At 63.9% G+C, this 25,605-nt stretch carries 25 protein-coding genes; 15 read left to right on the plus strand and 10 right to left on the minus strand.

Going from position 1 to position 25,605, the window contains the following annotated elements; genetic code table 11:
• Positions 1 to 134: 134 nt before the first annotated feature.
• The 3 genes from BEN49_RS08375 to BEN49_RS08385 all read left to right on the plus strand — a co-directional run bounded on the left by BEN49_RS08375 (position 135) and on the right by BEN49_RS08385 (position 2,768).
• A complete protein-coding gene (locus BEN49_RS08375) occupies positions 135 to 947 on the plus strand; it encodes an alpha/beta fold hydrolase (RefSeq protein ID WP_070742579.1) in 813 nt (270 codons plus the stop codon).
• The gene (locus BEN49_RS08380) at positions 944 to 2,143 is read left to right on the plus strand and encodes a PAS domain-containing sensor histidine kinase (protein ID WP_070742580.1); all 1,200 of its coding nucleotides are present in this window, start codon (positions 944 to 946) and stop codon (positions 2,141 to 2,143) included. The genes BEN49_RS08375 and BEN49_RS08380 overlap by 4 nt, the downstream gene beginning before the upstream one ends.
• Before the next feature lie 205 nt (positions 2,144 to 2,348).
• A complete protein-coding gene (locus BEN49_RS08385; protein ID WP_070742581.1) occupies positions 2,349 to 2,768 on the plus strand; it encodes a hypothetical protein in 420 nt (139 codons plus the stop codon).
• Positions 2,769 to 2,826: 58 nt separating this feature from the next.
• Here the strand turns inward: BEN49_RS08385 and BEN49_RS08390 are convergent, their stop codons facing one another.
• Both BEN49_RS08390 and BEN49_RS08395 read right to left on the minus strand, forming a co-directional pair.
• Positions 2,827 to 3,597 (minus strand): TerC family protein, encoded by a 771-nt coding sequence (locus BEN49_RS08390; protein WP_070742582.1) that lies wholly within the window; start codon positions 3,595 to 3,597, stop codon positions 2,827 to 2,829.
• 135 nt (positions 3,598 to 3,732) lie between these two features.
• On the minus strand, positions 3,733 to 4,224 hold the full coding sequence (locus tag BEN49_RS08395) for a YajQ family cyclic di-GMP-binding protein (RefSeq protein WP_068228095.1): 492 nt from the start codon (positions 4,222 to 4,224) through the stop codon (positions 3,733 to 3,735).
• 189 nt (positions 4,225 to 4,413) lie between these two features.
• Between BEN49_RS08395 and BEN49_RS08400 the strand changes: the two genes are divergently transcribed.
• On the plus strand, positions 4,414 to 4,902 hold the full coding sequence (locus tag BEN49_RS08400; RefSeq protein WP_070742583.1) for a PaaI family thioesterase: 489 nt from the start codon (positions 4,414 to 4,416) through the stop codon (positions 4,900 to 4,902).
• 127 nt (positions 4,903 to 5,029) lie between these two features.
• Here BEN49_RS08400 and BEN49_RS08405 read toward each other — a convergent pair whose 3' ends face one another.
• Positions 5,030 to 6,055, minus strand: a complete 1,026-nt coding sequence (locus BEN49_RS08405) for an NYN domain-containing protein (protein ID WP_070742584.1) — start codon at positions 6,053 to 6,055, stop codon at positions 5,030 to 5,032.
• Between the two features lie 359 nt (positions 6,056 to 6,414).
• Positions 6,415 to 7,155: a metal-dependent hydrolase gene (locus tag BEN49_RS08410; protein WP_158022797.1), complete on the minus strand. Its 741-nt coding sequence runs from the start codon at positions 7,153 to 7,155 to the stop codon at positions 6,415 to 6,417.
• A 157-nt stretch (positions 7,156 to 7,312) separates the two neighbouring features.
• On the opposite strand from BEN49_RS08410, the gene mfd reads away from it, so the two are divergent.
• The 3 genes from mfd (at position 7,313) to BEN49_RS08425 (ending at position 11,457) form a co-directional block, all read left to right on the plus strand.
• Positions 7,313 to 10,726, plus strand: coding sequence for a transcription-repair coupling factor (mfd, locus tag BEN49_RS08415; RefSeq protein WP_070742586.1), 3,414 nt, complete (start codon positions 7,313 to 7,315; stop codon positions 10,724 to 10,726).
• A 37-nt stretch (positions 10,727 to 10,763) separates the two neighbouring features.
• On the plus strand, positions 10,764 to 11,051 hold the full coding sequence (locus tag BEN49_RS08420; RefSeq protein WP_070742587.1) for a hypothetical protein: 288 nt from the start codon (positions 10,764 to 10,766) through the stop codon (positions 11,049 to 11,051).
• 106 nt (positions 11,052 to 11,157) lie between these two features.
• Positions 11,158 to 11,457: a hypothetical protein gene (locus BEN49_RS08425; RefSeq protein ID WP_070742588.1), complete on the plus strand. Its 300-nt coding sequence runs from the start codon at positions 11,158 to 11,160 to the stop codon at positions 11,455 to 11,457.
• A gap of 70 nt (positions 11,458 to 11,527) precedes the next feature.
• On the opposite strand, the gene BEN49_RS08430 is transcribed toward BEN49_RS08425, so the two are convergent.
• The 3 genes from BEN49_RS08430 to BEN49_RS08440 form a co-directional block, all read right to left on the minus strand.
• The gene (locus BEN49_RS08430) at positions 11,528 to 13,189 is read right to left on the minus strand and encodes a TonB-dependent receptor (protein WP_070742589.1); all 1,662 of its coding nucleotides are present in this window, start codon (positions 13,187 to 13,189) and stop codon (positions 11,528 to 11,530) included.
• 23 nt (positions 13,190 to 13,212) lie between these two features.
• Positions 13,213 to 14,055: a hypothetical protein gene (locus tag BEN49_RS08435; protein WP_070742590.1), complete on the minus strand. Its 843-nt coding sequence runs from the start codon at positions 14,053 to 14,055 to the stop codon at positions 13,213 to 13,215.
• A 303-nt stretch (positions 14,056 to 14,358) separates the two neighbouring features.
• On the minus strand, positions 14,359 to 15,069 hold the full coding sequence (locus BEN49_RS08440; RefSeq protein WP_070742591.1) for a DsbA family oxidoreductase: 711 nt from the start codon (positions 15,067 to 15,069) through the stop codon (positions 14,359 to 14,361).
• A 204-nt stretch (positions 15,070 to 15,273) separates the two neighbouring features.
• Between BEN49_RS08440 and BEN49_RS08445 the strand changes: the two genes are divergently transcribed.
• From BEN49_RS08445 to proB, 3 genes are all read left to right on the plus strand, one after another.
• Complete coding sequence (locus tag BEN49_RS08445) at positions 15,274 to 16,272, plus strand: aldo/keto reductase (protein ID WP_070742592.1); 999 nt, start codon at positions 15,274 to 15,276, stop codon at positions 16,270 to 16,272.
• Positions 16,273 to 16,454: 182 nt separating this feature from the next.
• Positions 16,455 to 16,940, plus strand: a complete 486-nt coding sequence (locus BEN49_RS08450) for a YdeI/OmpD-associated family protein (protein WP_070742593.1) — start codon at positions 16,455 to 16,457, stop codon at positions 16,938 to 16,940.
• A 30-nt stretch (positions 16,941 to 16,970) separates the two neighbouring features.
• Positions 16,971 to 18,062, plus strand: a complete 1,092-nt coding sequence (gene proB, locus BEN49_RS08455) for a glutamate 5-kinase (protein WP_070742594.1) — start codon at positions 16,971 to 16,973, stop codon at positions 18,060 to 18,062.
• 198 nt (positions 18,063 to 18,260) lie between these two features.
• Here proB and BEN49_RS08460 read toward each other — a convergent pair whose 3' ends face one another.
• On the minus strand, positions 18,261 to 19,001 hold the full coding sequence (locus tag BEN49_RS08460) for an SDR family oxidoreductase (RefSeq protein ID WP_070742595.1): 741 nt from the start codon (positions 18,999 to 19,001) through the stop codon (positions 18,261 to 18,263).
• 83 nt (positions 19,002 to 19,084) lie between these two features.
• Entirely contained in the window at positions 19,085 to 19,987 is a 903-nt protein-coding gene (locus tag BEN49_RS08465; protein WP_070742596.1) for a helix-turn-helix domain-containing protein, read from the minus strand.
• Between the two features lie 150 nt (positions 19,988 to 20,137).
• On the opposite strand from BEN49_RS08465, the gene BEN49_RS08470 reads away from it, so the two are divergent.
• Together BEN49_RS08470 and BEN49_RS08475 are read left to right on the plus strand one after the other, a co-directional pair.
• A complete protein-coding gene (locus BEN49_RS08470; RefSeq protein ID WP_070742597.1) occupies positions 20,138 to 21,406 on the plus strand; it encodes a glutamate-5-semialdehyde dehydrogenase in 1,269 nt (422 codons plus the stop codon).
• A gap of 40 nt (positions 21,407 to 21,446) precedes the next feature.
• Positions 21,447 to 22,139 carry a DUF6624 domain-containing protein gene (locus BEN49_RS08475; protein WP_070742598.1) on the plus strand — a complete coding sequence of 231 codons (693 nt, stop codon included), beginning with the start codon at positions 21,447 to 21,449 and terminating at the stop codon, positions 22,137 to 22,139.
• A 4-nt stretch (positions 22,140 to 22,143) separates the two neighbouring features.
• Here BEN49_RS08475 and BEN49_RS08480 read toward each other — a convergent pair whose 3' ends face one another.
• Entirely contained in the window at positions 22,144 to 22,599 is a 456-nt protein-coding gene (locus BEN49_RS08480; protein ID WP_070742599.1) for a DUF2141 domain-containing protein, read from the minus strand.
• Positions 22,600 to 22,702: 103 nt separating this feature from the next.
• Between BEN49_RS08480 and BEN49_RS08485 the strand changes: the two genes are divergently transcribed.
• From BEN49_RS08485 to BEN49_RS08495, 3 genes are all read left to right on the plus strand, one after another.
• Positions 22,703 to 24,040 carry an NAD(P)/FAD-dependent oxidoreductase gene (locus BEN49_RS08485; protein WP_070742600.1) on the plus strand — a complete coding sequence of 446 codons (1,338 nt, stop codon included), beginning with the start codon at positions 22,703 to 22,705 and terminating at the stop codon, positions 24,038 to 24,040.
• Between the two features lie 167 nt (positions 24,041 to 24,207).
• Entirely contained in the window at positions 24,208 to 25,029 is an 822-nt protein-coding gene (locus tag BEN49_RS08490; protein ID WP_070742601.1) for an alpha/beta fold hydrolase, read from the plus strand.
• A 34-nt stretch (positions 25,030 to 25,063) separates the two neighbouring features.
• A complete protein-coding gene (locus BEN49_RS08495; protein WP_070742602.1) occupies positions 25,064 to 25,423 on the plus strand; it encodes a winged helix-turn-helix domain-containing protein in 360 nt (119 codons plus the stop codon).
• The last annotated feature ends 182 nt before the right edge of the window (positions 25,424 to 25,605 follow it).

The raw sequence follows: 25,605 nt of genomic DNA on the forward strand, positions 1-25,605 counted from the left end.
CTGCTGCAACCAATGCGGAAATAAATCCCGAAGGGTGAACGGGGGCAAGCAAGAATTAACGCTTTCTATTAAATATACTTAGTTGATACCCTGGTTTTAACATATTGTGCTTACAACAAAGTACTGATATACATATGAATCCATTGAAACGTCACCACGTCAGGGTATCAGGCACGGGGGCCCAAGCAATTGTATTCGTGCACGGTTTTGGCTGCGACCAGCACATGTGGCGGCTGGTTGCACCAGCCTTTGAAGCGGAATACCGGGTGGTGCTGCTCGACCTAGTAGGGGCCGGCAATTCTGACCTGACGGCCTATGACCCGGCCCGCTACAGCACCTTGGCTGCGCACGCCGAGGATGTGCGCGAGGTGCTTGGGGCCCTGGACTTGCACGACGTAGTGTATGTGGGCCATTCGGTGAGTGCCATGATTGGCGTACTAGCGGCTATTCAGGAGCCCACCTTGTTTGATCAGCTGGTGTTCGTAGCGCCCTCGCCGCGCTACATCAATGAGGGTGGCTACATCGGCGGCTTCGAACCGGCTGACATTGACGAAATGCTGGAAGCGATGGACAGCAACTACCTGGGCTGGTCGGCGGCATTCGCGCCCGTCATCATGGCCCATCCCGACCAGCCGGAGCTGGCCGCCGAGCTAGCCAATAGCTTTTGCCGTACCGATCCGGCCATTGCCCAGCATTTCGCCGGGGTTACGTTCCGGGGCGACGAACGGGCCGGCCTGCGCCGGGTGCGCACCCCGGCCCTGATTTTACAGAGCGCCCGGGACCTGATTGCGCCACTATCGGTGGGTGACTACATGCACGAGCAACTGGCCGGTAGCGAATTAGTAATCCTGGATACCGACGGCCACTGCCCGCACATGAGCGCGCCACAGGCCACTACCGCAGCCATACGGGCGTACCTCCAGTCGCAGCGCGCCGTGCTCGCATGACGGCCGACAACAATGACAAGCCGCTTAACTCGCACCAGATGCAGGAGAATGCGGATGACCTGCATTATGAGCACGCGACGTGCGGCTATTGCTCCTGCCTGCCCAACGGCACGCTGGTAAAAGTCAACCAAACTCTCCTTCAGTGGCTGGGGTACGCCCGCGAAGAGCTAGTAGCGCACCGCCGCCTCCAACAGCTGCTGACTATGGGCGGGGCGCTGCACTTTGGGATGTACGGCGAACCACTGCTGCTGCTGCAAGGCTACGTGCGGGAGCTGAGCTACCAGCTGCGCCACCAGGATGGCACCACGCAGCCCGTGCTGCTAAACGCCAACTTGGTACGCGATGCGGACGGCACGCCATTGATGGTGCACGTCATGCTGTTCGACATTACCGCCCGCCGCCAGTACGAACAGGAGCTGCTGCGCGCCAAGAAACTGGCCGACCACCAGCGCGAACAATTGGCCGAGCTAAACGCGGCCCTGCTGGAAAACAACCGGCTACTGACCCGCACCAACGCCGACCTGGACACCTTTATCTACACGGCCTCGCATGACCTAAAAGCGCCCATCACCAACATTGAGGGCCTGGTTAAGCTGCTCACTCACCAGCTGCCCGCCGAGGTGTTGCAGCAGCAGCAGGTAGCGCACATCATAACCCTGATGCAGGCCTCCGTAGACCGCTTCACCGAAACCATTCATCAGCTCAGCGACATCACCAGGCTGCAGCAGTCGCAGGCCGCGCCTGCCGAATCGGTGGACCTGGCCCCGCTGTTGGACGACATATGCCTCGATTTGGCCCCACAGCTAACTGAAGCAAGAGCGCAACTCACCTTTGCGCTGGATCAGTGCCCTCGCGTCCACTTTGCGCCCCGGCACCTGCGCAGCATTCTCTATAACTTGCTTAGCAACGGCATCAAGTATTGCCACCCCGACCGGGTGCCCGTGGTGCAGGTGCGGTGCCACCGCAACGATACGCAGGTCGTGCTGGAAGTGCAAGACAACGGTCTGGGCCTTAGCCCCAAACAGCAAGCCCAGATCTTCGGCCCATTCCAGCGCTTGCACAACCATGTAGAGGGCACAGGCATTGGCCTCTACGCGGTGAAGCGCATTGTGGAAAACGCCGATGGCACCATTACCGTGCAGAGCCAGCCTGGGCTGGGCTCCACTTTCACCGTCACCCTGCCAGAAGTTGCTTAGCAGCAGGCTGGTATTTTGCGGTTAATGGGTGGGCCGTTAGCTCGGTCTTATGCCATTGTATAGGGTGCTCACGGGGCCCCTGGCCCACGCCGCTTGATGCGCAAGGTTCTGATGGCAGCGTTTGTGTACACGGCATGCACGACCACCCAGTTGTTTGTTAGTGAACAACCCGACAACAGACAATCAGCGCCCCATAACTAACCCCATGCCCGACTTCCTCCGCCCCGACGACCAGCTGCGGGCCTTGCGCCCGCTGGTACCCACCGAAACGCCTGCCGATGCGGCCACTGATACCGTGGGCGACTTCCTGCACGCCACGCTACGCCCCGTGCTGAAGCTGCAAAACGAGCTGCTGCTGGCGGCAGTGGCCGACTTCGTGCGCGACCACCACATAGCCCTGGTCGCGGCCGACGCCACCACCCAGCAGCGCCTGCTCAGCGAGCTGCTGGGCCGCAACACCAAGCTGCGCTACACCATTATTGGCCTCGTCACGGCCCTGTTCACGGCCGAAGAATATGCTTACTACCGCACCCAGCGGCCCGAGCTGAACCGCCGCTTGCTGGCCCTGGCGCAGCAGCGCGTGCTGGGCCAGGCGGCCGCCGTGGGGGCCCTGGCCGCCGACTAAACAAAAGCGGTGGGGCCCCAGGGGGCCACCGCTTTTGTTGGTTTGCGCGCGCAATTGGCTACTCGTACTCCGAGTTGCGCAGCTGCACGGCGTCCATGTTTTTGCGCATCCGCATGTTCAGCAGCTCCACCACCAGCGAGAAGAACATGGCGAAATACACATAGCCTTTGGGCACTTCCTGGTGGGCGGCTTCGAGCAGCAGCATGCCGCCAATCATGATGAGGAACGCGAGGGCCAGTACCTTGATGGTGGGGTTGCGGTTTACAAAATCGGCCACTACGCCCGAGAAGGCCAGCATGATGCACATGGCCAAAACCACGGCCGCAATCATCACCAACACGTTGCTGACCAGGCCCACCGCCGTGAGAATAGAGTCAAAACTGAACACGATGTCGATGATAACAATTTGCACGATGACGCCCGCCATGGTAGCCCCGGCCTTGCCCGTTCCGGCGCTCTCGTCGTCGTGGCCTTGCAGCTTTTCGTAAATCTCCACCGTGCTTTTATAAAGCAAAAACACGCCCCCGGCCATCAAAATCAGGTCGCGGCCCGTGACGCCGAAGGGGCCCTCGGCTGTGGCGATGGGCAGCGTGAAGAGCGGTGCGCGCAGGCTCACAAGCCACGAAATGCTGGTGAGCAGGGCAATGCGGAACACCAGGGCCAGCAACAGGCCGATGGTGCGCCCGCGTGGCTGCTGCTCGCGGGGCAGCAGGTTGACGACGATGGAAATGAAGATGATGTTGTCGATGCCCAGCACGATTTCCATGAACGTGAGGGTCAGCAGGCTAATCCAGGTTTGCAGTTGCCCAAAGGCGGCGAAATCGTACATCCTTTATTAAATGTGAAGATGGAAGAATGTGGAAATATGAAAATGCAAAAGGATGAAAAGCGGAGAAACTAACCAAGGAGGGGTGATTTCAACCATTTTCAACTTTCCACATTCTCCACATTCCGCACATTTTAGTTATGACTTCATGTTCACGAATTGCAGCGGCAGGCCAATGTCGGCGCGGCGTAGCACGGCAATGGCGGCCTGCAAGTCGTCGATCTTTTTGGCCGTCACGCGCACTTGGTCGTCCTGCATCTGGGCTTCTACCTTCACCTTGGCATCTTTGATGGCCTTGATGATTTTGCGGCCAAAATCTTTGTCCACGCCGGCGCGCACCTTGATGGTTTTTTTGATGAGCTGGCCACTCGGCTGCTCGTCGGCGGTGAAGTCGAGGCTGGTACCGTCGATGCCCTGCTTCACCACGCGGCCCAGCAAAATGTCCTCGAGGGCCTTCACGCGCATCGAGTTTTCCGACGAGAGCAGAATGGTATTTTCTTTCTTGTTGAGCTCAATGCCGCCCTTGGTGTCGCGCAGGTCGTAGCGGGTCAGGAGTTCTTTTTGGGCCGTGTTCACCGCGTTTTCAAGGGTTTGCGGGTCCACTTTGCTCACGATATCAAAGGATGCCATGTCGGAAGGTTGGTTAAAGTACAGAGGCAAGTGCCGCCGCCGGGCACGAAGATAGCCGGAGCCCGGGTGCATCTTTGCGCCCCGCCCCGGGGCCCCGGCCAGTCAAAACGGCCTTGTAGTACGCGCCGGGCCGCCGGGCGTTGCCCGGGGCCTCGGAGGCCGGGCATTTGTTTTCCCTGCTTTCGCGCCATGCTTCCCCTCCCCGACCTCGCCGCCATGGTGGCCGTGTACAACCAAATCAACCGCTACGGCCACGCCAACGGCATGGCGCTGGACGTGGTGGGCCCCGGCCAGGCCGACTACCGGATGCGCGTGCGCCCCGAGCATTTATCGTCGCCCAACACGTGCCACGGCGGCGTGCTGGCCGGCCTCATGGACGCGGCCCTGGGCGCAGCGGCCCTCACGCTGGCCTTCACTACCCAGGAGCTGGTGTCCACCGTCGAGTTCAAGATGAACTACTTGTACCCCGTGCATTTGCACGACGAGCTGCGCGCCGAGGGCCGCGTGGAGCACACTGGCCAGCGCCTGTTGGTGAGCAGCTGCGTGGTGTACCGGGTAGTGGCCGGGGGCCCCGACGTGGCCGTGGCCCGGGGCCTGGGCACCTTCAACCGTTACCCGGCCGACAAGCGCGACTTCGCGCACCTGCTCCGGGGCCCCCAGTCCGACCAAATTCGCTAGCCTGCGCCCGCGCCAGGGCCTAAAAAAAGCGCCGCGGGGGCCCCGCGGCGCTCTTTTTAACTAAAGTTGGCTAATAAGCTGCTCTTCCAAAAGTAGCCGTTCCCAGAAAGAGCTAACAGCTTAAACCTTATAGCTCGACGGGCACCGTTTGCAGGTCGGGCTCCGACTCGGGCTCGTAGTCGTCGGTTTCTGACAGCTGGGGGGCGGTTACTTTGCGCACATTGCGGGCGCAGTCCTCGTCGCGGTGGTTGCGGCCCACTGTGAACTCCACCCAGTCGCCTTCGCGCAGGTCGTTGAAGTCGCCCTCGGTGAGGTCGGCGTAGCTGAAGAAGAGGTTGTTGGGCGGCATCACCACGAAGCCGAAGCCGTTTTTCAGGTTTTTGATGGTGCTCATGCCAGTGGTGCCCACGGGGCCCGCGGCGGTGGGGCCGTTGGGGCGGGCGGGCTTGGGCGCAGTGGTAGCGGCCATGGTGCTGGGCGCAAACGCGGCCGGCTCCGACTGGCTCACGAACAGGGCTTCCACTACTTCGTCCTGGGCGGTCAGGCCGCGGTCAATCACGGCGTGCATGGCCACGGGGTAGGTTACCTGCTCCAGCAGCTGCTGCGAGGCACGCGTCACGCGGGTTTCGCCCTTGAAGTCCTCGTACTTGAAGTCCCAGTTCAGCAGCATCACGCGGGTACCCACGGTGTTGAGCTTGCGGATGAGGGGCACGTAGTCCGAGTCGCCGGCGATGAGCACCACCACGTCCAGGGTTTTGTGCAGGGCCAGCTCCAGGGCCTCCAGCGAGAGCCACACGTCGATGCCTTTTTCCTGCAAGCGGCCGTCGCGGGTTTTCAGGGGCATGTAGTGGGTGCTCACGCCCAGGTTCATCAGGATGTCGTCGAGCAGGCGGTCGTGAAACAGGCGGTCTTTGTCGCGGGCCTCGGTGGCCGAGAGGCGGCCCCGGAAAAAGTGGGCATCAGTGATTTGCGCCAGGCGCACGTCTACATCTTCTTCCTCAGCCACTTGGTGGCGGATAAACTCGTGCAGTCCTTCGAGGCTGATCCGCGCCTTCCGCTCGTGCTGGAAATAGTAATAGTCGCTGATTTTCAAAAAATAATTGCCGTCGTAAAACACGCCGACGCGAATCAGGGGGCTATTCATCTGGTTCATGCGGATGGTTGGGTAAAATAGTAGTAAATGAGAGACGTTTTAGGTGAGACGTGCGGACAGGGCCCCGCCGCCGCGCGCCAAAGCGGCAGGGCGGAACGGAGCAGTTCAGAAGAGAGGGGGAAAGCCAGCGGCCGAGAACCGGGCCGGCCAGGGGCCCCAGCGGGCCGTTAATTAATAGTTATAGTGACTAATTAAGCTTAACCCCGGCTGGCCGAACCGATTAATAACGAAGAAATAACGTATAAATCGGCATTAACTCCTGCCCTCTCCGCACATATCCGCTGCGAAGCTAATAGCCCGTGCCGACTAATGCAACCGATTGCCGGTTTCTTTTACGTCCGGAGCACAGAAAATAGCTTCTAAAATCCTATTTTGCCCATTATTAGCCCCAGCACCAACAGCGCATAACCGGCACAAATGCTTACTTCAAGCACGTTGCCCGAAGGCGAACCGGTGCGGATAAGTGGTACTTTAAAGGAGTAGCCCAGCAGCGGGAATAACCAGCGCACACCGGCCTTTGTGAGGGTATCGGCCACGAGGTGCGAGGCGTAGCCGGCGCCCGCAAACAGGGCCACGCCGCGCCAGCCCAAGTGGTGCTCGGCCAGGTAGCCGATGTAGGTCCAGAAGGCAGTGGCCCACACGGTGTGCGTCCAGGAGCGGTGGCTGGTGAAGGGCGCTAGGGCGATGAAGGCCCCCAGCAGGCTTAGCCACACCTGCCCGGCATAGAGGCCCGCCACGCCCGTGCCCAGCCCCGTGAAGAGCAGCGCCAGCCGCCGCGTGGAGCCGCCCTGCAAGCCCGCCCCCAGCAGGCCAAAGCCCAGGGCAATAAGATAATACAGCCGCTGCCCGCCGCCCACGTGCAGGCACAGGTAGCTGTAGCCCGCGATGACCAGCGCTGCCGCCACAAAGGCCCAGCGCACGTAGTGCTGCGCAAAGCCCAGGCGCTGGCTCAGGCGGCTTTCGGGGTGGTCGAGGTCGGGGGCCAGGGCCGAGAAGCCGGCCAGGGCCACGCCGGCCAGCGAGGCCGGCACGCCCGGAACCAGCCCGGCAATGGCCGCGCCCGTGATGAGGCCAATGGCCAAGTGAGAAGAACCGCGCACTAAAGATTGACTAGCGATAAAGGGCCGCAAAGCTACGCGGCCTGCCCTGGGGGCCCCGGAAACCTTCGCCGGGCCCTGAGTGTATTGCAAGGGCCAGCCCGGCCGGAATACGTTCCGGCCGGGCTGCTTTACGTGTTTCCGCCTAGCCCCGACTGTTGTGCAAGTAGTTGATTTTCTGCGCTTATACCGCTTATCGCCCGAAATCCAGACCCTGGCCGCCCGCCTGCGCGAGGCCGCCAAGCCGGGCCCCGGCGGCGTGCGCCTGCACCTGCGCGGCCTGGTGGGCAGCCAAGACGCGGTGGTAGCCGCCGCGGCCGCCAACCCCCAGCACGCCCACGTGTTCGTGCTGCACGACAAAGAGGAAGCAGCTTACTTCCTGGCCGATTTGCAGCACTTGCTGCCCGAGGGCAGCGAGGCGCTGCTGTTCCCCAGCTCGTACAAGCGGCCCTACCAGTTCGACGAAACCGAGAACGCCAACGTACTGATGCGCGCCGAGGCCCTGAACCGGCTCAACACGGTGCGCGGCGGGGCGGCGGGCCAAGGCGTGTTCATCGCCACCTACCCGGAGGCGCTGACGGAGAAGGTTATCAACCGCCAGAGCCTGGTAAAAAACACGTTCACGGCTAAGACGGGTGATAAGCTGGACATAAATTTCCTGGGCGAGCTGCTGGGCGAGTACGACTTTGAGAAGACAGATTTCGTGTACGAGGCCGGGCAGTACGCCGTGCGCGGCGGCATCGTGGACGTGTTCAGCTACGCCAACGAGCTGCCGTTTCGGCTGGAATTGTTCGGCGACGAGATTGAGAGCATCCGCACGTTCAACCCCGAAACGCAGCTCTCGGTGGAGCCGCGGCCGCAGGTGAGCATCATTCCCAACGTGCAAACCAAGCTGTTGCAGGAAAAGCGGGAGGCGTTTTTTGAGTTTTTGCCCCACACGGCCTGCCTGTGGCTGAAGGACGTGCGCCAGACGCTAGACGTGGTGGCGGACTTGTACGAGCGGGCGGAAACCAACTTCCAAGCGATGCTGGGCGAAGGCGGCGGGATGCAGATTGTGAGCAAGCCGGCCGATTTGTTCGAGTCGGGCAAGAACTTCAAGAAGTCGCTCGACGAGTTCGCGGTGGTGGAGTTCGGTAAACGGTTCCACTTCAAAAACGCCGATACCTTCCAGTTCGGGGCCAAGCCGCAGCCGAGCTTCAACAAGGAGTTCCCGCGCATGGCCAAAAATCTGCGCGAGAACCAAGTGCGCGACTTCACCACGATTATCGCCGCCGACACGGTACGGCAGGCCGACCGGCTGCGCACAATTTTCGACGAGATTGATAACAACGTGCAGTTCCAGCACCTGCTGCTGGCCCTGCGCGAGGGCTTTGTTGACGAGCAGATGGGCCTGGCCGTGTACACCGACCACCAGCTGTTTGAGCGCTACTACAGAGCCCAGGAAACCAAGAAGTTTTCGAAGAAAAAAGCGCTGACGCTGCGCGAGCTAAAGACGTTGCAGCCCGGCGACTACGTGACGCACCAGGACTACGGCATTGCCCGGTTTGCGGGCCTGACGCAGGTGGACATCAACGGGCAGATTCAGGAGGCCATCCGGCTGGTGTACCGCGACGACGACGTGCTGACGGTGAGCATCCACGCGCTGCACAAAATTGCCAAGTACAGCGGCGCCGAGGGGTCGCCGCCCAGTATGAGCAAGCTGGGCTCACCGGAGTGGGAGAACAAGAAGCGGGCCGTCAAGAAGAAAGTGAAGGATATTGCAGCCGATCTTATTCGGCTGTACGCCAAGCGAAAAACGGCCCCGGGCTTCGCGTTTTCGGCCGATGGCTTCATGCAGGCCGAGCTGGAATCGAGCTTTATTTACGAGGACACGCCCGACCAGGCCAAGGCCACCGAGGACGTGAAGCACGACATGCAGCAGCCCCACCCGATGGACCGCTTGGTGTGCGGCGACGTGGGCTTCGGCAAGACGGAAGTGGCGATTCGGGCGGCCTTCAAGGCCGTGGCCGACGGCAAGCAGGCGGCGGTGCTGGTGCCGACTACTATCCTGGCTATGCAGCACTACAAGACGTTCCGGGACCGGCTGGCGACCCTGCCCGTGACGGTGGAGTACGTGAACCGCTTCAAGAGCACCAAGCAGATCAAGGAAACCTTGCAGCGCGTGGCGGAGGGCAAAACCGACATCCTCATCGGCACGCACCGGCTGACCAACAAGGACATTGTTTTCAAGGACTTGGGCTTGCTGATTATTGACGAGGAGCAGAAGTTCGGCGTGAAGACCAAGGACAAGCTTAAAGAGCTGAAGGTGAACGTAGACACGCTCACACTCTCGGCCACGCCGATCCCGCGAACGCTGCACTTCTCGCTGATGGGGGCCCGGGACCTGAGCGTGATTGCCACGCCGCCGCCTAACCGGCAGCCGGTGCAAACCGAGCTGCACGTGTACGACGAAATCCTGATCCGCGACGCGGTGGCGCGCGAGTTGAAGCGCGGCGGGCAGGTGTTTTTCGTGCACAACCGCATCAAGGACATTGAGGAAGTGGCGGGCATGATTCTGCGCCTCGTGCCGGACGCGAAAATCACCTACGCCCACGGCCAAATGGAGGGCGACCTGCTGGAGAAGCGCATGATGAAGTTTGTGGAGGGCGAGTACGACGTGTTGGTGAGCACGAGCATCATCGAGAGCGGGCTCGACATTCCGAACGCCAACACCATCATCATCAACCGCGCCCACCTAGCCGGCCTAAGTGATTTGCACCAGATGCGGGGCCGCGTGGGCCGCTCCAACCGCAAGGCTTACTGCTACTTGCTGACGCCGCCCGTGGCCAACCTGCCTGCCGACGCCCGCAAGCGCCTGAGCACGCTGGAAGAGTTTTCGGACCTCGGCGCGGGCTTCAACGTGGCCATGCGCGACCTGGACATCCGCGGGGCGGGCAACCTGCTGGGCGGCGAGCAGAGCGGCTTTATTAACGACTTGGGCTACGAAACCTACCACCAGATATTGGACGAGGCGGTTCGCGAACTGAAGGAAACGGAGTTCAAGGACCTGTTCATGGGCGACTCGAACCAGCGCTTGCAAGCCGCCGCCGGGGCTGCCCGCAACCACGAGTGCAACGTGGAAACCGACCGCCAGGTGCTGATACCCGACCGCTACGTGAGCAACGTGTCGGAGCGCTTGCAGCTGTATGCCAAGCTCGACCGGGCCGAGAAGCCCGAGGCCCTGCGCAAGCTGCTGGCCAGCATGGTGGACCGCTTCGGGCCCCTGCCGGCCGAGGTGGAGCAGCTCGCCGACCTCGTGCGCCTGCGCTGGCAGGCCGGCCGCCTGGGCTTCGCCAAGCTCACGCTGAAGCGCGACACGCTGAAGGGCTACCTGCCCGCGGGCCCCGAACACCAAGCCTACTTCCAGGGCGACCAGTTCGGCGACATCCTCAACTACGTGCAGACCCACGCCCGCAGCGCCAGCATGAAGGAGCGCAAAGAGCAGCTGGTCATCACGTTCGAGGAAGTGAAATCCATCCCGCAGGCCAAAAAAGTACTGGCCGAGCTGGGCAGCGCCGAATTGGTGGAGGCGTAAAATCGGATTTTGCTACCTTGCATAAAAGCTATAACTTATGGATTACAACGAGCTTTCTGGGCGAATTGAGGCCCTATTGGCGGACATACTGCACCGCATGGACCGGCACACCGAGCAACAAGGCACCCGCACCGATAAGCAAAGGGCCCAGATGCGCTACTCCCCATCCTCACTGCCTATGGAGCACGTTTCCAGCGGCTGGAAGCGGCTGTTTTTAATAAGGCCAGCTAGGTTTCTGGCGCTTGAAAAACTGATGAATCCCGGCTTGGTGGTTACCGAACCGGGATTTTTATTGTCACCCCTCACCATTGCTACTCACTGCTAACCGAAGCTAAACAGTAGGATTAAACCTGGAAAAAACTTGATGCGGGGCGGGACGAAACGGCGCGGGAAGTGTTGTTATGGCCTACGCTTTCCCTTCCTTTATTTTTATGAAAAAGCTCCTTTTCCTGGCTGCCCTGGCGGCTGGTATTACCACCGCCCAGGCCCAGTCGGGCCCTACCAACCACAAGCCCGTGGTGGGCGACCCCGTGACGGCCGCGCCCAACGGCCCGGTGAACGCCGGCGTGAAGCCCGGCCAGAAAGTGAACACGGCCCCCGCCACGGGCGCCAACCGGGCTTCACGCTCCAGTTCCACTGTTAAGGCCTCGCGCCAGGGCACGGCCACGGCCAGCGGCCTGCCCCAGGCCATGGGCAAAAACGCCGCTGTGAAGCCCGGCGCGAAGAAATAACTTTCGGCCCTGGGGCCCCAAAAAGAACGGCCCGGCGCATATGCGGCCGGCTTCTTTGCCCCAGGGCGGGCTACTTGCCTTGCACCGTGACGGTGACGGTGCCGCGCACGGGCTGGCCGTTGGCCGTGATGCCCTCGACGGTGGTGCGGAACGTGCCGCTCACATCGCCGGTGAAGAAGGTGAGGGCGGCCTCGCCGGCGGCGTTGGTGCGCACTGTGGGGTTCCAGTAGAGGGACGTGCGGCGCGGGTCGGGGCCCGGGGCGGTGAGCGTGGGGGCCCCGTAGCGCGGCGCGTAGAACTCGCGGGCCTGGTAGTAGCCGGGCAGCTTCACGGTGGCGATGCCCGGGGCGGGGCCCTTGTCGGCGCCCTTGTACTTGGGGTCGGCGCGCTTGGTGTAGATGGCGATAACGCCGCCGCTACCGCCGAATATGGCGGCTTCGTTGCCCTTGAAAACTTCTACCGACTGGATATCGGTCGAGACGAGGGTGTTAATAACGTCGGCGTCGACCCGCGCACCATCGAGGATGAACTGCGGCGTGCCCTGGTTGCGGATTTGAATGGACATGTTGGGCGGGCTGCCGCTGATGGTGAGGCCGGCCACGCGCCCTTGCAGCACCTGGAAAACGCTCAGGCCCGACTGCGCCGTGGGGTTGCTGGCGAAATCAATCACGGTGCCGCCGGTGGCCCCGTAGAGGCGGCGGGGGTCGTCGGGCGGCACGGCCACGCGCTTGGCCGTCACGGCCACGTTATCAAGCAAAATGTTGCGCGTTACCATGCCCACCGGGTGCCGCGAGGGGTCCATTTCGTGCTCGTCGGCCTGCTGCTGGCGGCTGCGCTTCACAAAATCGGCGATGGGGCCCGGCGGGGTGGGCAGCGGCGGCAGCCGCAGGTTTTCCACCGAGGGCCCCGTATCGGGCCGGATGACCACGTTGGAGCCGCCCTGCGCGCGCCGGGCCTGCAAGGTCACGATGGCCGTGTCGCGCCCATCGAAGCCCACGAAGCGGAAGCGGCCGGCGGCGTTGGTCACGCCCGTGGTGACCTGCCGGATGGGCCGGGTTTGAATGAAGGTGAGTTGGCTGTTGGGGATGGGGCGGTAGCCGTGCTCGCTCAGCACCTGCCCGCCCAGGGCCAGGGCCTGGTCGGCGGGGTATTCGAGGTAGGGGGCCTGGCCGCTCACCACGTTTTTCCACACAAAGCGCCGCCAGCCTTGGGTTAGCAGCAGGTCGTCGAGGGCGCGGGCGGTTTCGGCGGTGGGGTTTTGGAAGTAGTAGCCGGGGCCCTCCACGTAGCCGGCCAGATCGGAGGTCAGCAGCAGGTTCGAGGCAACGGTTTCGGCGGTGGGGTCGAGGCCCGCAAGGCCCGCTTCCACCACCGACACCGACAGGCGGGCGGCGGCCAACGGCTGGCCGGCGGCATCGGCCAGGCGCACCTTCATCTGTACTGGGGCCCGCAGGCCGTAAGAACTGGTTTTGTCGGGGGTGAGGGCGGCGGGCACGGTGGCCGCTCCGTTCTGCACAAAGGCCAGGCGCTCGGCCTGCGGTGTGCCCTGGGCATCGACCAGCGTAAGGTGCAGGATGCCGTTGGGGTAGCGCGCCTTCGACACCTTCCAGGTGGCGGGGGCCGCGCCGATGGGCCGCGGGGCCATGTACACCAGGAAGCCGCGCACTTCCGTCAGCAGCATCACCGGGCCGGGCACGGGGGCCCCGGCGGGGCCCTGGTAGCGGGCCTCCACCGCGTAGTCGGTACCGGCGTCGGTTACGTGCAGGGCGTAGCCGCTGGCTGCACCGCGGGCAGGGCGTAGTCAGCAGTGGTGCCGCCGGGCAGGGCCACGCGGGCGCGGTAGTGCTGGCCGGCGACCGGGGTGAGGGCGAAGTGCCCCATGCCCAGGTGCGTGGTGCCGAAGGGAGGCACCACGGCCGCGTTGCGGTCGTCAACTATTTGAGCTTTGACGTCGACGCCGCGGCCGTTCACGTCCACGGCTTTGAGGGCCACCACGGCGGGCAGGCCGGCCACCAGGGCCCCACCCTCGGGAAAGAACTGCACGTCGGGCCGGCCGGCGGGCAGCACGGGGGTGCCGGCGGCGGGACGGCGCACGGCGAGCGGCGGCGGGGTAGTAGCGGTGTAGGGCGAGGCGGCCCACACCTGCAAGCGGCGGCGGTACACTAAGTCGTCGCCGGCGTTGCGCATCCAGTTGGTGTAGGCGCGCAGCTCGTAGGTGCCGGCGGCCAGCGTATCGGCCACGTCGAGGTCGCCGTAGGCGCGGCCGCCGTCCAGGCGCAGGGTGCGCTGGGCCACAATTTTCTGCTCGGCCGATACCAGATCGACGTACAGCACTTTGCTTAGCGAGTCGGCCTGGTGGCGCAGCCCATCCACTATATAGGCGCTGAACCAGATGGTTTCGCCGGTGGCGTACACGGGCTTGTCGAGGTGGAGGTAGGCTTTTTCGGGCAGTACGGTGGCGTAGTACTCGCTCACCTGGCGGGCCAGCCGCTGGAGGAGGCTCTCGTCGACCGGGCGGGGCCGGGCGGCCCCCAGTGCCAGCAGGCCCCCGCCCGCGAGCAGCGCCAGTGCCCAATTCCGGGAAAAATATGCGTTCATGCGGGAAAGCTAGTGAGGAAACGGGCCGCTGGCCCCGCGCAGGGGCCCCAGCCAGGTGTTGGCGGGGTGAAGCCGCGGCTCCTACCCCCCGGGGCCCCAACGCCAAACGGGCCCCGCCAGTGTTGGCAAGGCCCGTTGTTTTGGCGCAGCGCTAATGCTTATGGGGCTGCTTTAATAAGTCGTCAGACCGTCATACTGAGCTTGTCGAAACATCTCTCTCACTCACTAATTCAATCGTTCAGCAACGCGGGAGAGATGCTTCGATAAGCTCAGCATGACCGTTTTTATTAGCTTTTAGCTCCCTTAGTCGCAGCCGTCGGGGCCGCAGGCGGGGCCATCGATTTGGCCCGCCACGGCCACCAGCTGGGGCTTGGCGGCCTGGGCCTCGTCCCACACCTTGCCCAATACTTCGGCAAACAGCTCGGCCGGCTGGGCCCCCGACACGGCGTATTTGTCCTCGAACACGAAGAAGGGCACGCCCTGCACCCCAATTTGCTGGGCCTGGTACTCGTCGTAGCGCACGGCTTCGGCGTAGGTGCCGGCGGCCAGCGCCTGGCGGATTTCAGTGGCGTCAAGGCCCACTTCGGTGCCCAGCTGCACCAGGGTTTCCACGTCGTTCAGGTCGCGGCCCTGGGTGTAGTAGGCGGCCATGAGGCGCTCCTTGGTGGCGTCCTGGCGGCCGTGGTGGGCCCCCAGGTGCACGAGCTGGTGGGCCAGAAACGTGTTGGCGGGCACGGCGTGCTCAAAGTCGTAGGCCAGGCCCACTTCGCGGGCGATGCCGGCCATGTGGTCGTTCATGCGGCGGCCTTCGGCGGGCGAAACGCCTTTTTTGGCGGCCAGCGAGTCGTGGATGTTTTGGCCGGGCACGGGCTGGAAATCGGGCGTTAGCTGGAAGCTGCGCCACGTCACTTCCACCGCCTCGGGGTGGCCAAATTGCCGGAGGCACTCCTCAAAGCGGCGCTTGCCGATGTAACAGAACGGGCACACGACGTCGGACCAGATTTCAACTTTCATCAGAAAAAATAATTACGGGGGTGAAAAAAACCGGCGGCGGCTTGGGCCCCCAGCCGGTGCATTGGCCGATAACAAGCCAGGGGCCCTCGAATGTTCACGCCCGCGCCCCCGGCGCCCCGCCGCCAGGCAACGTTTTGGGCCGGCGGCGGGTAAGACGAACGGGGCCCCGGGCCCTTGCATTGCTAACCAACCGCATCTTAATATATGGAATTTCAAGAGTTAGGCGCCTCGGGCGTCAAGGTTTCGCGCATCACGTTTGGCAGCTGGGCGGCCGGCGGCTGGATGTGGGGCGGCACCGAGCAGAACGACGCCGTGGGCGCCATCCACGCCAGCTACGAGCTGGGGGTGACCAGCATCGACACGGCCCCCATCTACGGGCAGGGCCTGAGCGAGCAGATTGTGGGCGAGGCCATCAAGAGCCTGCCGCGCGACAAGGTGCAAGTGCTCACCAAGTTCGGCATGCGCTGGGACCTGGCCAAGGGCGACTTCGCCATGAAAACCAAGGATAACGAAGGCCACGACCTGGACGTGTACAAGTACGCCAGCCGCGCCAGCATCATCAAGGAGTGCGAGGACAGCCTCCAGCGCCTGGGCACCGACTACATTGACCTCTACCAGCAGCATTGGCCTGACACCACCACGCCGATTGACGAAACGATGGAAGCCGTGCAGCGCCTCATCGAGCAGGGCAAGGTGCGCGCCGCGGGCGTAAGCAACTACTCGGTGGCGCAAATGGAAGAAGCCGAAAAGACCATCAAGCTGGCTTCCAACCAGGTGCCGTACAGCATGTTGCGGCGCGATATTGAGAAAGACGTGGTACCGTATTGCCAGGCCAACAACAAAGGCATCCTGGTGTACAGCCCCTTGCAGCTAGGCTTACTGACGGGCAAGATGAAGCCCGGCCAGCACTTCGACGCCAGCGACCTGCGCAGCACCAACAAGCTGTTCAAGCCCGAAAGCGTGACCCGCGTGAACGAGTTTTTGAACAAAATCCGGCCCCTGGCCGAAACCAAAGGCGCCACCCTGGGCCAGCTCGTGCTGCGCTGGACGCTGGCGCAGCCCGGCATCACGGTGGCGCTGGTGGGGGCCCGCAACCCCGAGCAGGCCGTGCAAAACGCCAAGGCCATCGACGTGCAGCTCTCGTTTGAGGAAGTGGACTTCATCAACAAGCAGCTGCGGGCCCTGGCGCCGGCCGCTGTGTAATAGGTTATAAATAACGGGTTGTCATTCCGACGAAGGAGGAATCTGAGTAAAACCAGGCAAGGGCAATTCTCAGATTCCTCCTTCGTCGGAATGACAGTTCTCTAGTTGTGCCACCTCCTGGGGCCCCGCCCTCCACTTTCGAAAAGGCGCTGCTATTTTTAGCAGCGCCTTTTTTTGTTGCCATGTCCGCCGCGGTTTCGTTTTGCGCCGTGCTGGAGGCCGGGGGCCCTAGCTTCATGCCCACCCAAATTGTGGTGGTGCCCGAAGCCGTGCGCGCCGCTTTGGGCCCTGGCACGAAGCGCGTGGTGTGCACCATTGGCGGCCACGCCGAGCGGCTGGGGCTACTCCCGCAGGAAGGCGGCGGGCGCTACCTGCTGCTGCGCAAGGAGTTGTGCGCACGGCTGGGCCTAAAAATCGGCCAGGAAGTCGCCCTTACCCTGGCGCCCGACCCCGCCCCGGACCACATCAACTTGCCCGATGAGCTGGCCGAAGCCTTGGGGGCCTGGCCCGAAGCCGAGGCGGCGTTCCACGCCCACAGCGGTTCGCATAAGCGCGCCATGGCCCGCCACGTGGCAACCGCCAAGGCGGCCGAAACCCGCGCCCGCCGCGCCGTGCAGCTGGCCGAGCGCCTGGCGGCGGGGGCCCATCCGTTTCGGGCGGGGGGCTAAACTGCGGGCCGGGCCGGTATTTTTGCCCCCATGCCCCTGCCCTACCGCCGCCTCGTCGTCAAAATCGGTTCCAACGTCCTCACCCAGCCCAACGGCCTGCCCGACCTCGACCGCCTTACCAAGCTGGTGGCGCAGGTAGCCGCGCTGCACGCCAACGGACTGGAAGTCATCGTAGTATCGTCGGGGGCCGTGGCCGCGGGGCGCAGCCTGCTCACCCTGCCGCCTAAGACCGATGCCGTGCGCAGCCGCCAGGTGCTGGCTGCCCTGGGCCAGGTGAAGCTGCTGGGCCTCTACGCCGAGCGCTTGGCTACCCACGGCCTGCTGGGGGCCCAAGTGCTGGTGACGAAGGAAGATTTCCGCGACCGCCAGCACTACCAGAACATGCAGAACTGCTTCCTGGAGCTGCTCCAGCAGCAAGTGGTGCCCATCGTGAACGAGAACGACGTAGTGGCCGTCACGGAACTGATGTTCACAGACAACGACGAGCTGGCCGGCCTCATCGCCGCGCAGCTCAACGCCGACGCGCTCATTATCCTCAGCAACGTGGACGGCATTTTCGACGGCGACCCGGCGGCCCCGGGCTCGCAGGTCATCCGGGAAATTGCGCCGGGGGCCACGGGCTTCGCCGATTTTGTGACCACGCAACGCTCGCAGTTTGGGCGCGGCGGCATGCTCACCAAGTGCCATATGGCGCACAAAGTGGCCAAGCTGGGCATCAGCGTGCACATCGCCAACGGCAAAACCGCCGGCATTTTGCCCGCCTTGCTAGCCGAAACCGCCGTCAACACCTGGTTCCGGCCGGGCAAAGCGGCCTCGGGCAAGAAGAAATGGCTGGCCCACGCCCAGGCCGCGGCCCAGGCCGTGGTGCGCGTGAACGCCGGGGCCCGGGCCGCCCTCACTGCCGCCGGCCACGCCAGCAGCCTGCTGCCGGTGGGCGTGGTGGCCATCGAGGGCACGTTCCAGAAGGGCGACATCGTGCGCATAACGGACGACGCCACCGGCCAGCCCTTCGCCCTGGGCATCGCCGAATACGGCGCCGACAAGGCCCTGGAGTGGCTGGGCCAGCAACACCAACGCGCCCTGGTGCACTACGATTACCTGTTCCTGAACCCCGATGCTTAGGGTGGTTTGAGTTAGTTAAAAATCAATAAGGACGCCATGCTCATCTAGCGTCCGCGCAGCCGAAGCATCTCTCCCGCAGCAGTGAACCAATCAATTGGAATAGTTGAGCAGTAGAAATGCTTCGGCTGCGCGGACGCTAGATGAGTATGACGGCCTTATTGATTCAAACAGCTTTTAGGGGCCGCAGGGGCCCCACCGCTAGCCCTGCGCCGTGGGCCGGACGATGATTTCGCCCACGTCCACGCCGGCCGGTTGCGCGATGGCAAAGGCAATGGCACGGGCAATGGCCTCAGGCGGCAGCGCCATGGCGTCGCGGGCGGCTTCGAGCTGCGCTTTCACTTCCGGGTTAGTCACCCCGTCCGCGAAGTTCGTGTGCACGAAGCCGGGGGAAATAACGGTGACGCGCAGGTGCGCGCCGGCCTCTTGGCGCAGGCCCTCGGACAGGGCCCGCACGGCAAATTTCGTGGCGGAGTAAACCGCCTGGTTCGGCACCGTTTTGTGCGCGGCGGTGGACGCCGTATTGACGAAATGCCCGAACCCTTGCCGGCGAAAAAGGGGCAGCGCGGCGGCAATGCCGTACAGCACACCCTTGAGGTTGACGTCCACCATGTCCTCCCAGTCCGCCACGCGCAGGTCGTCCAGGGGCGAAATCGGCATCACGCCAGCGTTGCTGATAAGCACGTCTAGCTGGCCATACCGGCTTGTGGCCAGCTGGACGAGGTTGTCCACATCGGCGCGCTGCCGCACATCGGTGGGGGCGTAGGCGACCTCGCCGCCCGCCGCCGCGATACGGGCCGCCAGCGCCGCCAAGCGCTCGGGGCCCCGGGCGCCAAGCACCACTTTCGCCCCTTGAGCGGCGAGTAGCAGCGCCGTGGCTTCGCCGATGCCGCTGCTGGCCCCCGTGATGGCGACGACCTTGCCCGTTATTCCGTTTTCCATGGCCTTGCCTTTTAACTGAGTGGTTGAGGAAGGCAAAGGTCGCGGCGGGCGGCGGGGCAATGCTATGCGAATCAATCCAAAACTTATGAAACCACTGCGGGCTGCCGGCGGTACTGATTGGGCGATTGCCCGGTTTGCTTTTTGAAGAAGCTGTTGAAATTGGGCGCGTGTCCGAAGCCCAAGCAGTAGCCTATTTCCGCCAGGGTCCAGTCGCTGTGGCGCAGGAGCGCCTTGGCTTCGGCGGCTACTTTTTCGGCGATGTGCGCCGTGGTGGTTTTGCCCGTCACGTCTTTCAGCGCCTTGTTGAGGTGGTTGGTGTGCACAGCCAACTGCTGGGCAAACTCGTTCGCGTTTTTGAGCGGCAGCGTGTGCTGCGGCGAAGGGATGGGAAACTGCCGGTCCAGCAGGTCCAGGAACAGCGCGCTGAGGCGAGCGGCGGACGTGCCCGGCTGGAGGAAAGGCACGGCCGGCGCCAGCTTGAGCGATTCGTGCAGAATAATTTGCAAGTAGTTGCGCAGCAGCTCGTTCTTGTTCATATAAGACGACTGTGCTTCTGCCAGCAGTTGCGTAAAGAGGCTGCTGAGCCGGCGCACCTCCTCGGGCCCGGGAAATAGCACCGGGCTGCCCCCCACCCGGAACAGCGGCGAGCCGGCCACGCCATCAGGGCGCAGCGCTGGCGGCAAGAACTCCTCCGTGAACAAGAAGGCGAAGCCCGTTTCGTGGCCGGCCAGCCGCTCCCAGGAAAAAGCAACCAAGGGATTGGCCAGAATCAGGGCGCAGTCCTGCACCGACACTTGCTGGTCGGCGTAGCCCAGGATGCCCTGCACGCTGCACAGCAGCTTTATTTTGTAGAAGTCCCGCCGCTGGTGCGGGAACGAGACGGGCCGCGCCGCGTCCTCCAAGCGGTACACCAAAACCTGCCCAGCGGCCGCAGAATCTTGACCGTGCCGCCGGTGAACGTCCGCAAGGGTCAGGCGTGCTTTCATTTGGCAAAGCTATGCCATTCAAATCACTCCGCTAGACACCTCCACTGGGGTCCACTGGCCGCGCCTGGGCGGTTACCGGGCGGCTACCGGGGCCCCAGTGCAAAGCCGGCGGCCCGGGCCGTTCTTTGCAGAACGCTTGCCCCGCCGCCCATGACCACTGCCACCGCCACCGACTACGCCGCCCTTTTCACTGCCACCCAGCAGGCCAGCTACGCGCTGGGGGCCCTGGCGCCCGCTGCCACAGACGCGCTGCTGCGCGAGCTGGCCGCCGCCGTGCGCACGGAAACGCCGTTTTTGCTGGCCGAAAATGCCCGCGACCTGGCCCGCATGCCCGAGGCCAACCCGAACCACGACCGCCTGCGCCTCACCGCCGAGCGCCTGGCCGGCATCGCCACCGATTTGGAGAACGTGGCCGCTTTGCCCTCGCCGCTCGGCCAGGCGCTCAGCGATAAGACCTTGCCCAACGGCTTGCATTTGCGCAAGGTGCGCGTGCCGCTGGGGGTGGTCGGCATTATATATGAGGCCCGGCCCAACGTGACGTTCGACAGCCTGGCATTGTGCCTGAAAACCGGCAACGCCTGCCTGCTGAAGGGCGGCTCCGACGCGGCGTATTCCAACGCGGCGGCGCTGGCCGTGGCGGGCCCCGTGCTGGAGCGCCACGGCTTGCCGCGGGCGGTGGCCACGCTGCTGCCGCCCGAGCGCGCCGCCACCGAGGCCCTGCTCGGGGCCGTGGGCTTCGTGGACGTGGTGATTCCGCGGGGCAGCCAGGGACTGATTGACTACGTGCGCCAGCACGCCAAGGTGCCCGTCATCGAAACCGGGGCGGGCGTGGTGCACACCTACTTCGACGCCAGCGGCGACCTGGCCAAGGGCGCGGCCATCATCGCCAACGCCAAAACCCGCCGCGTGAGCGTCTGCAACTCGCTCGACTGCCTGCTCATCCACGCCAGCCGGCTGGCCGACTTGCCAGTGCTGGCGGCGCCGCTGGCCGCGGCCGGGGTGGAAATATTTGCCGACGCGCCCGCCCTGGGGGCCCTGGCCGGCCACTACCCCGCCGCCCTGCTGGCCCCGGCCGACGAGGCGCACTTCGGCACCGAATTTTTGGCCCTGCGTATGGCCATTAAAACCGTGCCCGACCTGGCGGGGGCCCTGGCCCACATTGCCCGGCACGGCTCACGCCACAGCGAGGCCATCATTTCCGAAACTGCCGCCCACATCGACACGTTTTTGCAGCGCGTGGACGCGGCCGCGGTGTACGCCAACGCCTCCACCGCCTTCACCGACGGGGCCCAGTTTGGGCTGGGGGCCGAAATTGGCATCAGCACCCAGAAGCTGCACGCCCGGGGCCCCATGGGCTTGGAGGAGCTTACCACCTACAAGTGGCTGGTGCGCGGCGACGGCCAGGTGCGGCTGAGCTGAGGCGTGCAACCGTGTTGGGGCCCCGCGCTATCTTGTTGGCATGAAGCACCTTTTGCCGCTGGCCCTGCTGCTGGCTTCGCCCGCCCACGCCCAAACCAAGCTGAACCTGCCCCTCAAGCGGGAGCTGGACAGCATTTATGTGCAGGACCAGCGGTACCGCGAACTCATGATGACGGGCATGGGCCCTGGCAAAACCGAGGCCACCGAGGCGGCCCTGCACCTGGCCAAAGGCGAGCTGGAAAACTACCTGCGCACCAACATGCTCCGCACCGACTCGTCCGACATGCGCCGGGTGGCGGCCATCGTGCGGCGCTACGGCTACCCGGGCACGTCGCTGGTGGGCGCGCCCACCAATGAGGCGGTGTGGTGGGTGATTCAGCACTCTAACCAAATTCCGCAGTACCTGCCGCTGCTGAAAAAGGCGACCGAAACGGGCGAGCTGCCCTTCCACCGCTACGCCCAGATGCTGGACCGCCAGTTGATGAACGACGGGCAGGAGCAGCTGTACGGCACGCAGGGCAAGGGCTACACCGTGCCCAACCCAGCCACCGGGGCCCCGGAAACCATCAAGTTCATCTGGCCCATCAAAGACGCGGCCCACGTGAACGAGCGCCGCAAGCAGGCCGGCTTTACGACCACCGTGGAGGAAAACGGGGCGGCCATCGGCATTCCCTACCAACCGGTGACGCTGGACTACGCCGAGCAGGTGCGGCGGCGGGCCCAGGGGCGCTAGGCCCCTAGTCTACCAGCTTGATGGTGACCACCTTGCCGTCGGCATCGGCCAGGAACTTGCACTGCTCAAAGTTGGGGGCCGAGAGCTTGGGGCGCACGTTGTTGGAAAAAGCGTAGGGCTCGGTGGGGATGCCCAGCAGGTTCTTGTCGAGCTTGTCGTTGTTGTTCACGTCTTGGGTGAGGGCCACGGCCCAATCGCCCTTGGCCAGGGCCACGGGCACCGAAATTTCGTGCTGGCCGTTGGGCTTCACTTCCAGCCGAAAGGCCTGCTGGCCGTGCTTGAGGAAAGATTCGGGGTCGTGGTAGAAATTGAGCCGCACCACCGATTCGGTGGAAACCAATCCGGTGACCACCACCGTTACCGCGGCGGTGGTAGGCCCCGGCGCGGCAGCCGGCGGGCCGGCGGCGCGGGCCACGCAATTGCCGCCAACCAAAAATGAGAAAAACAGTAAAGCCTTCATAGCAAGCACAATTAATCAGCGTGGTGCGGCTGTAACGCCGCCCGGCGCCGAAAGAGTTCGGCTTTGGGGGCCCCAGGCCGCACCCATTGGCAATCTTTACGGCATGGATGGACTGACGAAAATTGACGATTTAGGCCAGCCGCGGGTGGTCATCGTGGGGGGTGGTTTTGGGGGCCTGGCGCTGGCCCAGTCGCTGGCCAATGTGGCGGTGCAGGTGGTGCTCATCGATAAGCACAACTACCACGCCTTCCAACCACTGCTCTACCAGGTGGCCACGGCCGGGCTCGCCCCCGACAATATCGTGGCCCCGTTCCGCAAGGCGCTGGGCAAGCAGAAGAACTTTTACTTCCGGCTGGCCGAGGTGCAGTCCATCGACGCCACGGCCCAGGTGGTGGAAACCACCATCGGCCTGCTGCGCTACGACTACCTGGTGCTGGCCACCGGGGCCACCAGCAACTTTTTTGGCGACGCGGTGATGGAGCAGAATGCCATCACGCTGAAGAGCGTGAGCGACGCCCTGGAGCTGCGCAACACGCTGCTGGCCAACTTCGAGCAAGCCTTGCAGCTCGGCGACCAGGAGCAGCTCAACAGCTTGCTCGATTTTGTGATTGTGGGCGGGGGCCCCACGGGCGTGGAAATGGCCGGGGCCCTGAGCGAGCTGCGCGCCCACGTGTTTCCGCAGGACTACCGCGAGCTGGACTTCAAGCAGATGGACATCCACTTGGTGCAGAGCGGGCCGGTGCTGCTCAAGGGCATGTCGGCCGAGGCCTCGGCGCACTCGCTGGCCGACCTAAAATCCATGGGCGTGCAGGTGTGGCTCGATGCGCGGGTGAAGTCGTACGACGGCTACACGGCCACCCTCAGCACCGGCGAGCAGCTGATTACGCGCACCCTCATTTGGGCGGCGGGCGTGACCGGGGCCCCGGTGGCCGGCCTGGTGCCCGAGTGCCTGGGGCCCGGCAACCGCTACCTCGTGGACGAGCACAACCGCGTGGCGGGCTACGACAACGTGTTTGCCCTCGGCGACATCGCCCTGATGAAAACCGACGACTACCCCGGCGGCCACCCCCAGGTGGCGCAACCCGCGCTGCAACAGGGCCGCCTGCTGGGCCGCAACATTGCCCGCCTGCTGGGCGGCGAGCTCATGCAGCCCTTCAGGTACGACGACAAGGGCAGCATGGCCACCATCGGCCGCAACCGGGCCGTGGCCGACGTGAAATTCTTCGGCCGCGAGTGGCACCTGAGCGGTTTTTTGGCCTGGCTGGCCTGGAGCCTGGTGCACGTGCTGGCCCTGGTGAACTACCGCAGCCGCATCGCCGTGGCCTTCACCTGGGCCTGGAACTACTGGAGCCAGGACAAGGGCTTGCGCTACATCATCGGGCGCATCAAGCCCCTGCTGGGCAGCAACGTCGATACGCCCGCAGGCAAGGCCATTGTTTGAGCATGCGCTATTTTATTTACTCCTACCGGGAAATCTATTTTCTATGCAATAATAAAACATATGGGAGAGAAAATATTTAGTCGCCTATATTAGCACTTTCGCCCGGCACTTGATGGTGTTGGGTTGGCAATAACGCTGATATCAGGCTGTACTAAGTCAAAACAAACATGGTTGATTCCGTCGATACCTCTGCTGTGCGGCGCAGCCACGCCACGGTAACCGGCGCGGGCCACGGAGCCCCGGCCATCGTTTTTTCGCACGGCCTGGGTGCTGACCAGAGCACCTGGCGGCTATTGGCCCCAGCTTTTGAAAAACACTATCAGGTGGTACGCTTCGACCTAGTGGGGGCCGGGCAGTCGGACCCCACGGCCTACGATTACGACCGCCACGGCTCGCTCAACGGCCACGCCGACGACCTGCTCGACGTGCTGCGCGAGCTGGATCTCCGCGACGTGGTGTTCGTGGGCCATTCGGTCAGTTCGATGATCGGGGTGCTTGCCGCCATTAAGGAGCCGGCACGCTTCGCCCGGCTGGTGCTGCTGGCCCCATCGCCGCGCTTCATTAATGACAACGATTACTGCGGTGGCTTCGAGCAGGCCGACATCGACGAGCTGCTGGCCACGATGGAAAACAACTACCACGGCTGGGCCGGGGCCCTGGCCGCCACGGTGCTGCCCGACCAGCGCGACCTGATTGCGGAGCTGACCAACAGCTTCCTCTCCACCAACCCCGAGCTGGCCCGGCACTTTGCCCGCGTCACCTTCCTCAGCGACCACCGCCGCGACTTGCCCCTGCTGGCCACCCCCGTCCTGATTTTGCAGGGGGCCTGCGACGCGGTAGTCCCCTTGACCGTGGGCAGCTACCTGCACGAGCTACTACCCAACAGCCAGTTGCGCATCATTGCTGCTTCCGGCCACTTCCCCCAGCTCACGGCCCCCTACGAAACCCTGGCGGCCATCGACGCCTTCCTTCCCCTGGCGGTGGCGTAGCCAGCCTGGGCAGTTTCGGCGTAAAATTGCGCCCATGAAAGACCTGCTGCCCGCCCCCGCCGACTACCGCCTCGAAGGCCGCGTGTGGGTGCAGGGGCCCCACGACCGGTTCCTCGGCATTGGCCGGCTCGAATTGCTGGCCCAGATTCAGGCCACGGGTTCCATCTCGCGGGCGGCGGCGGCCATGGGCATGTCCTACAAGCGCGCCTGGGACCTGGTGCACTCCATGAACACCCAGGCCCTGGCGCCGCTGGTGGCCACCCAAACCGGCGGCAAAAGCGGCGGCGGGGCCCTGCTCACGTCCGCCGGGTCCCAGGCAGTGGCCGACTTCCAGGGCGTCCAAACCCGCTTCCAAGCCTTCCTGGCCGAAGAAACCCGGCGGCTGGCCGAGTAAAACTGCCCGGACTGCGGCGCGCTTTGCAGCCCGGACCGCCCGCATTTGCCGGCTGCCGGCTGGCCGTTGTGCCGTTGAACCAGGGGAACGAATGCCTGGGGCCCTAACGCGGGGGCTAAACCTTTGCTGCTGCCAAGCGTTATGTTTGTGAAAATATAACCTTCTGGGATTAGCCTTTACCA

This window comes from Hymenobacter coccineus (assembly GCF_001816125.1).
GTDB lineage: Bacteria > Bacteroidota > Bacteroidia > Cytophagales > Hymenobacteraceae > Hymenobacter > Hymenobacter coccineus.

Excerpts from the sequence above, each read along its gene's own strand:
- BEN49_RS08375 (WP_070742579.1), top strand. The coding sequence starts at position 135 with ATGAATCCATTGAAACGTCACCACGTCAGGGTATCAGGCACGGGGGCC.
- BEN49_RS08380 (WP_070742580.1), top strand. The coding sequence starts at position 944 with ATGACGGCCGACAACAATGACAAGCCGCTTAACTCGCACCAGATGCAG.
- BEN49_RS08385 (WP_070742581.1), top strand. The coding sequence starts at position 2,349 with ATGCCCGACTTCCTCCGCCCCGACGACCAGCTGCGGGCCTTGCGCCCG.
- BEN49_RS08390 (WP_070742582.1), bottom strand. The coding sequence starts at position 3,597 with ATGTACGATTTCGCCGCCTTTGGGCAACTGCAAACCTGGATTAGCCTG.
- BEN49_RS08395 (WP_068228095.1), bottom strand. The coding sequence starts at position 4,224 with ATGGCATCCTTTGATATCGTGAGCAAAGTGGACCCGCAAACCCTTGAA.
- BEN49_RS08400 (WP_070742583.1), top strand. The coding sequence starts at position 4,414 with ATGCTTCCCCTCCCCGACCTCGCCGCCATGGTGGCCGTGTACAACCAA.
- BEN49_RS08405 (WP_070742584.1), bottom strand. The coding sequence starts at position 6,055 with ATGAACCAGATGAATAGCCCCCTGATTCGCGTCGGCGTGTTTTACGAC.
- BEN49_RS08420 (WP_070742587.1), top strand. The coding sequence starts at position 10,764 with ATGGATTACAACGAGCTTTCTGGGCGAATTGAGGCCCTATTGGCGGAC.
- BEN49_RS08425 (WP_070742588.1), top strand. The coding sequence starts at position 11,158 with ATGAAAAAGCTCCTTTTCCTGGCTGCCCTGGCGGCTGGTATTACCACC.
- BEN49_RS08435 (WP_070742590.1), bottom strand. The coding sequence starts at position 14,055 with ATGAACGCATATTTTTCCCGGAATTGGGCACTGGCGCTGCTCGCGGGC.
- BEN49_RS08440 (WP_070742591.1), bottom strand. The coding sequence starts at position 15,069 with ATGAAAGTTGAAATCTGGTCCGACGTCGTGTGCCCGTTCTGTTACATC.
- BEN49_RS08445 (WP_070742592.1), top strand. The coding sequence starts at position 15,274 with ATGGAATTTCAAGAGTTAGGCGCCTCGGGCGTCAAGGTTTCGCGCATC.
- BEN49_RS08450 (WP_070742593.1), top strand. The coding sequence starts at position 16,455 with ATGTCCGCCGCGGTTTCGTTTTGCGCCGTGCTGGAGGCCGGGGGCCCT.
- proB (WP_070742594.1), top strand. The coding sequence starts at position 16,971 with ATGCCCCTGCCCTACCGCCGCCTCGTCGTCAAAATCGGTTCCAACGTC.
- BEN49_RS08460 (WP_070742595.1), bottom strand. The coding sequence starts at position 19,001 with ATGGAAAACGGAATAACGGGCAAGGTCGTCGCCATCACGGGGGCCAGC.
- BEN49_RS08465 (WP_070742596.1), bottom strand. The coding sequence starts at position 19,987 with ATGAAAGCACGCCTGACCCTTGCGGACGTTCACCGGCGGCACGGTCAA.
- BEN49_RS08470 (WP_070742597.1), top strand. The coding sequence starts at position 20,138 with ATGACCACTGCCACCGCCACCGACTACGCCGCCCTTTTCACTGCCACC.
- BEN49_RS08475 (WP_070742598.1), top strand. The coding sequence starts at position 21,447 with ATGAAGCACCTTTTGCCGCTGGCCCTGCTGCTGGCTTCGCCCGCCCAC.
- BEN49_RS08480 (WP_070742599.1), bottom strand. The coding sequence starts at position 22,599 with ATGAAGGCTTTACTGTTTTTCTCATTTTTGGTTGGCGGCAATTGCGTG.
- BEN49_RS08485 (WP_070742600.1), top strand. The coding sequence starts at position 22,703 with ATGGATGGACTGACGAAAATTGACGATTTAGGCCAGCCGCGGGTGGTC.
- BEN49_RS08490 (WP_070742601.1), top strand. The coding sequence starts at position 24,208 with ATGGTTGATTCCGTCGATACCTCTGCTGTGCGGCGCAGCCACGCCACG.
- BEN49_RS08495 (WP_070742602.1), top strand. The coding sequence starts at position 25,064 with ATGAAAGACCTGCTGCCCGCCCCCGCCGACTACCGCCTCGAAGGCCGC.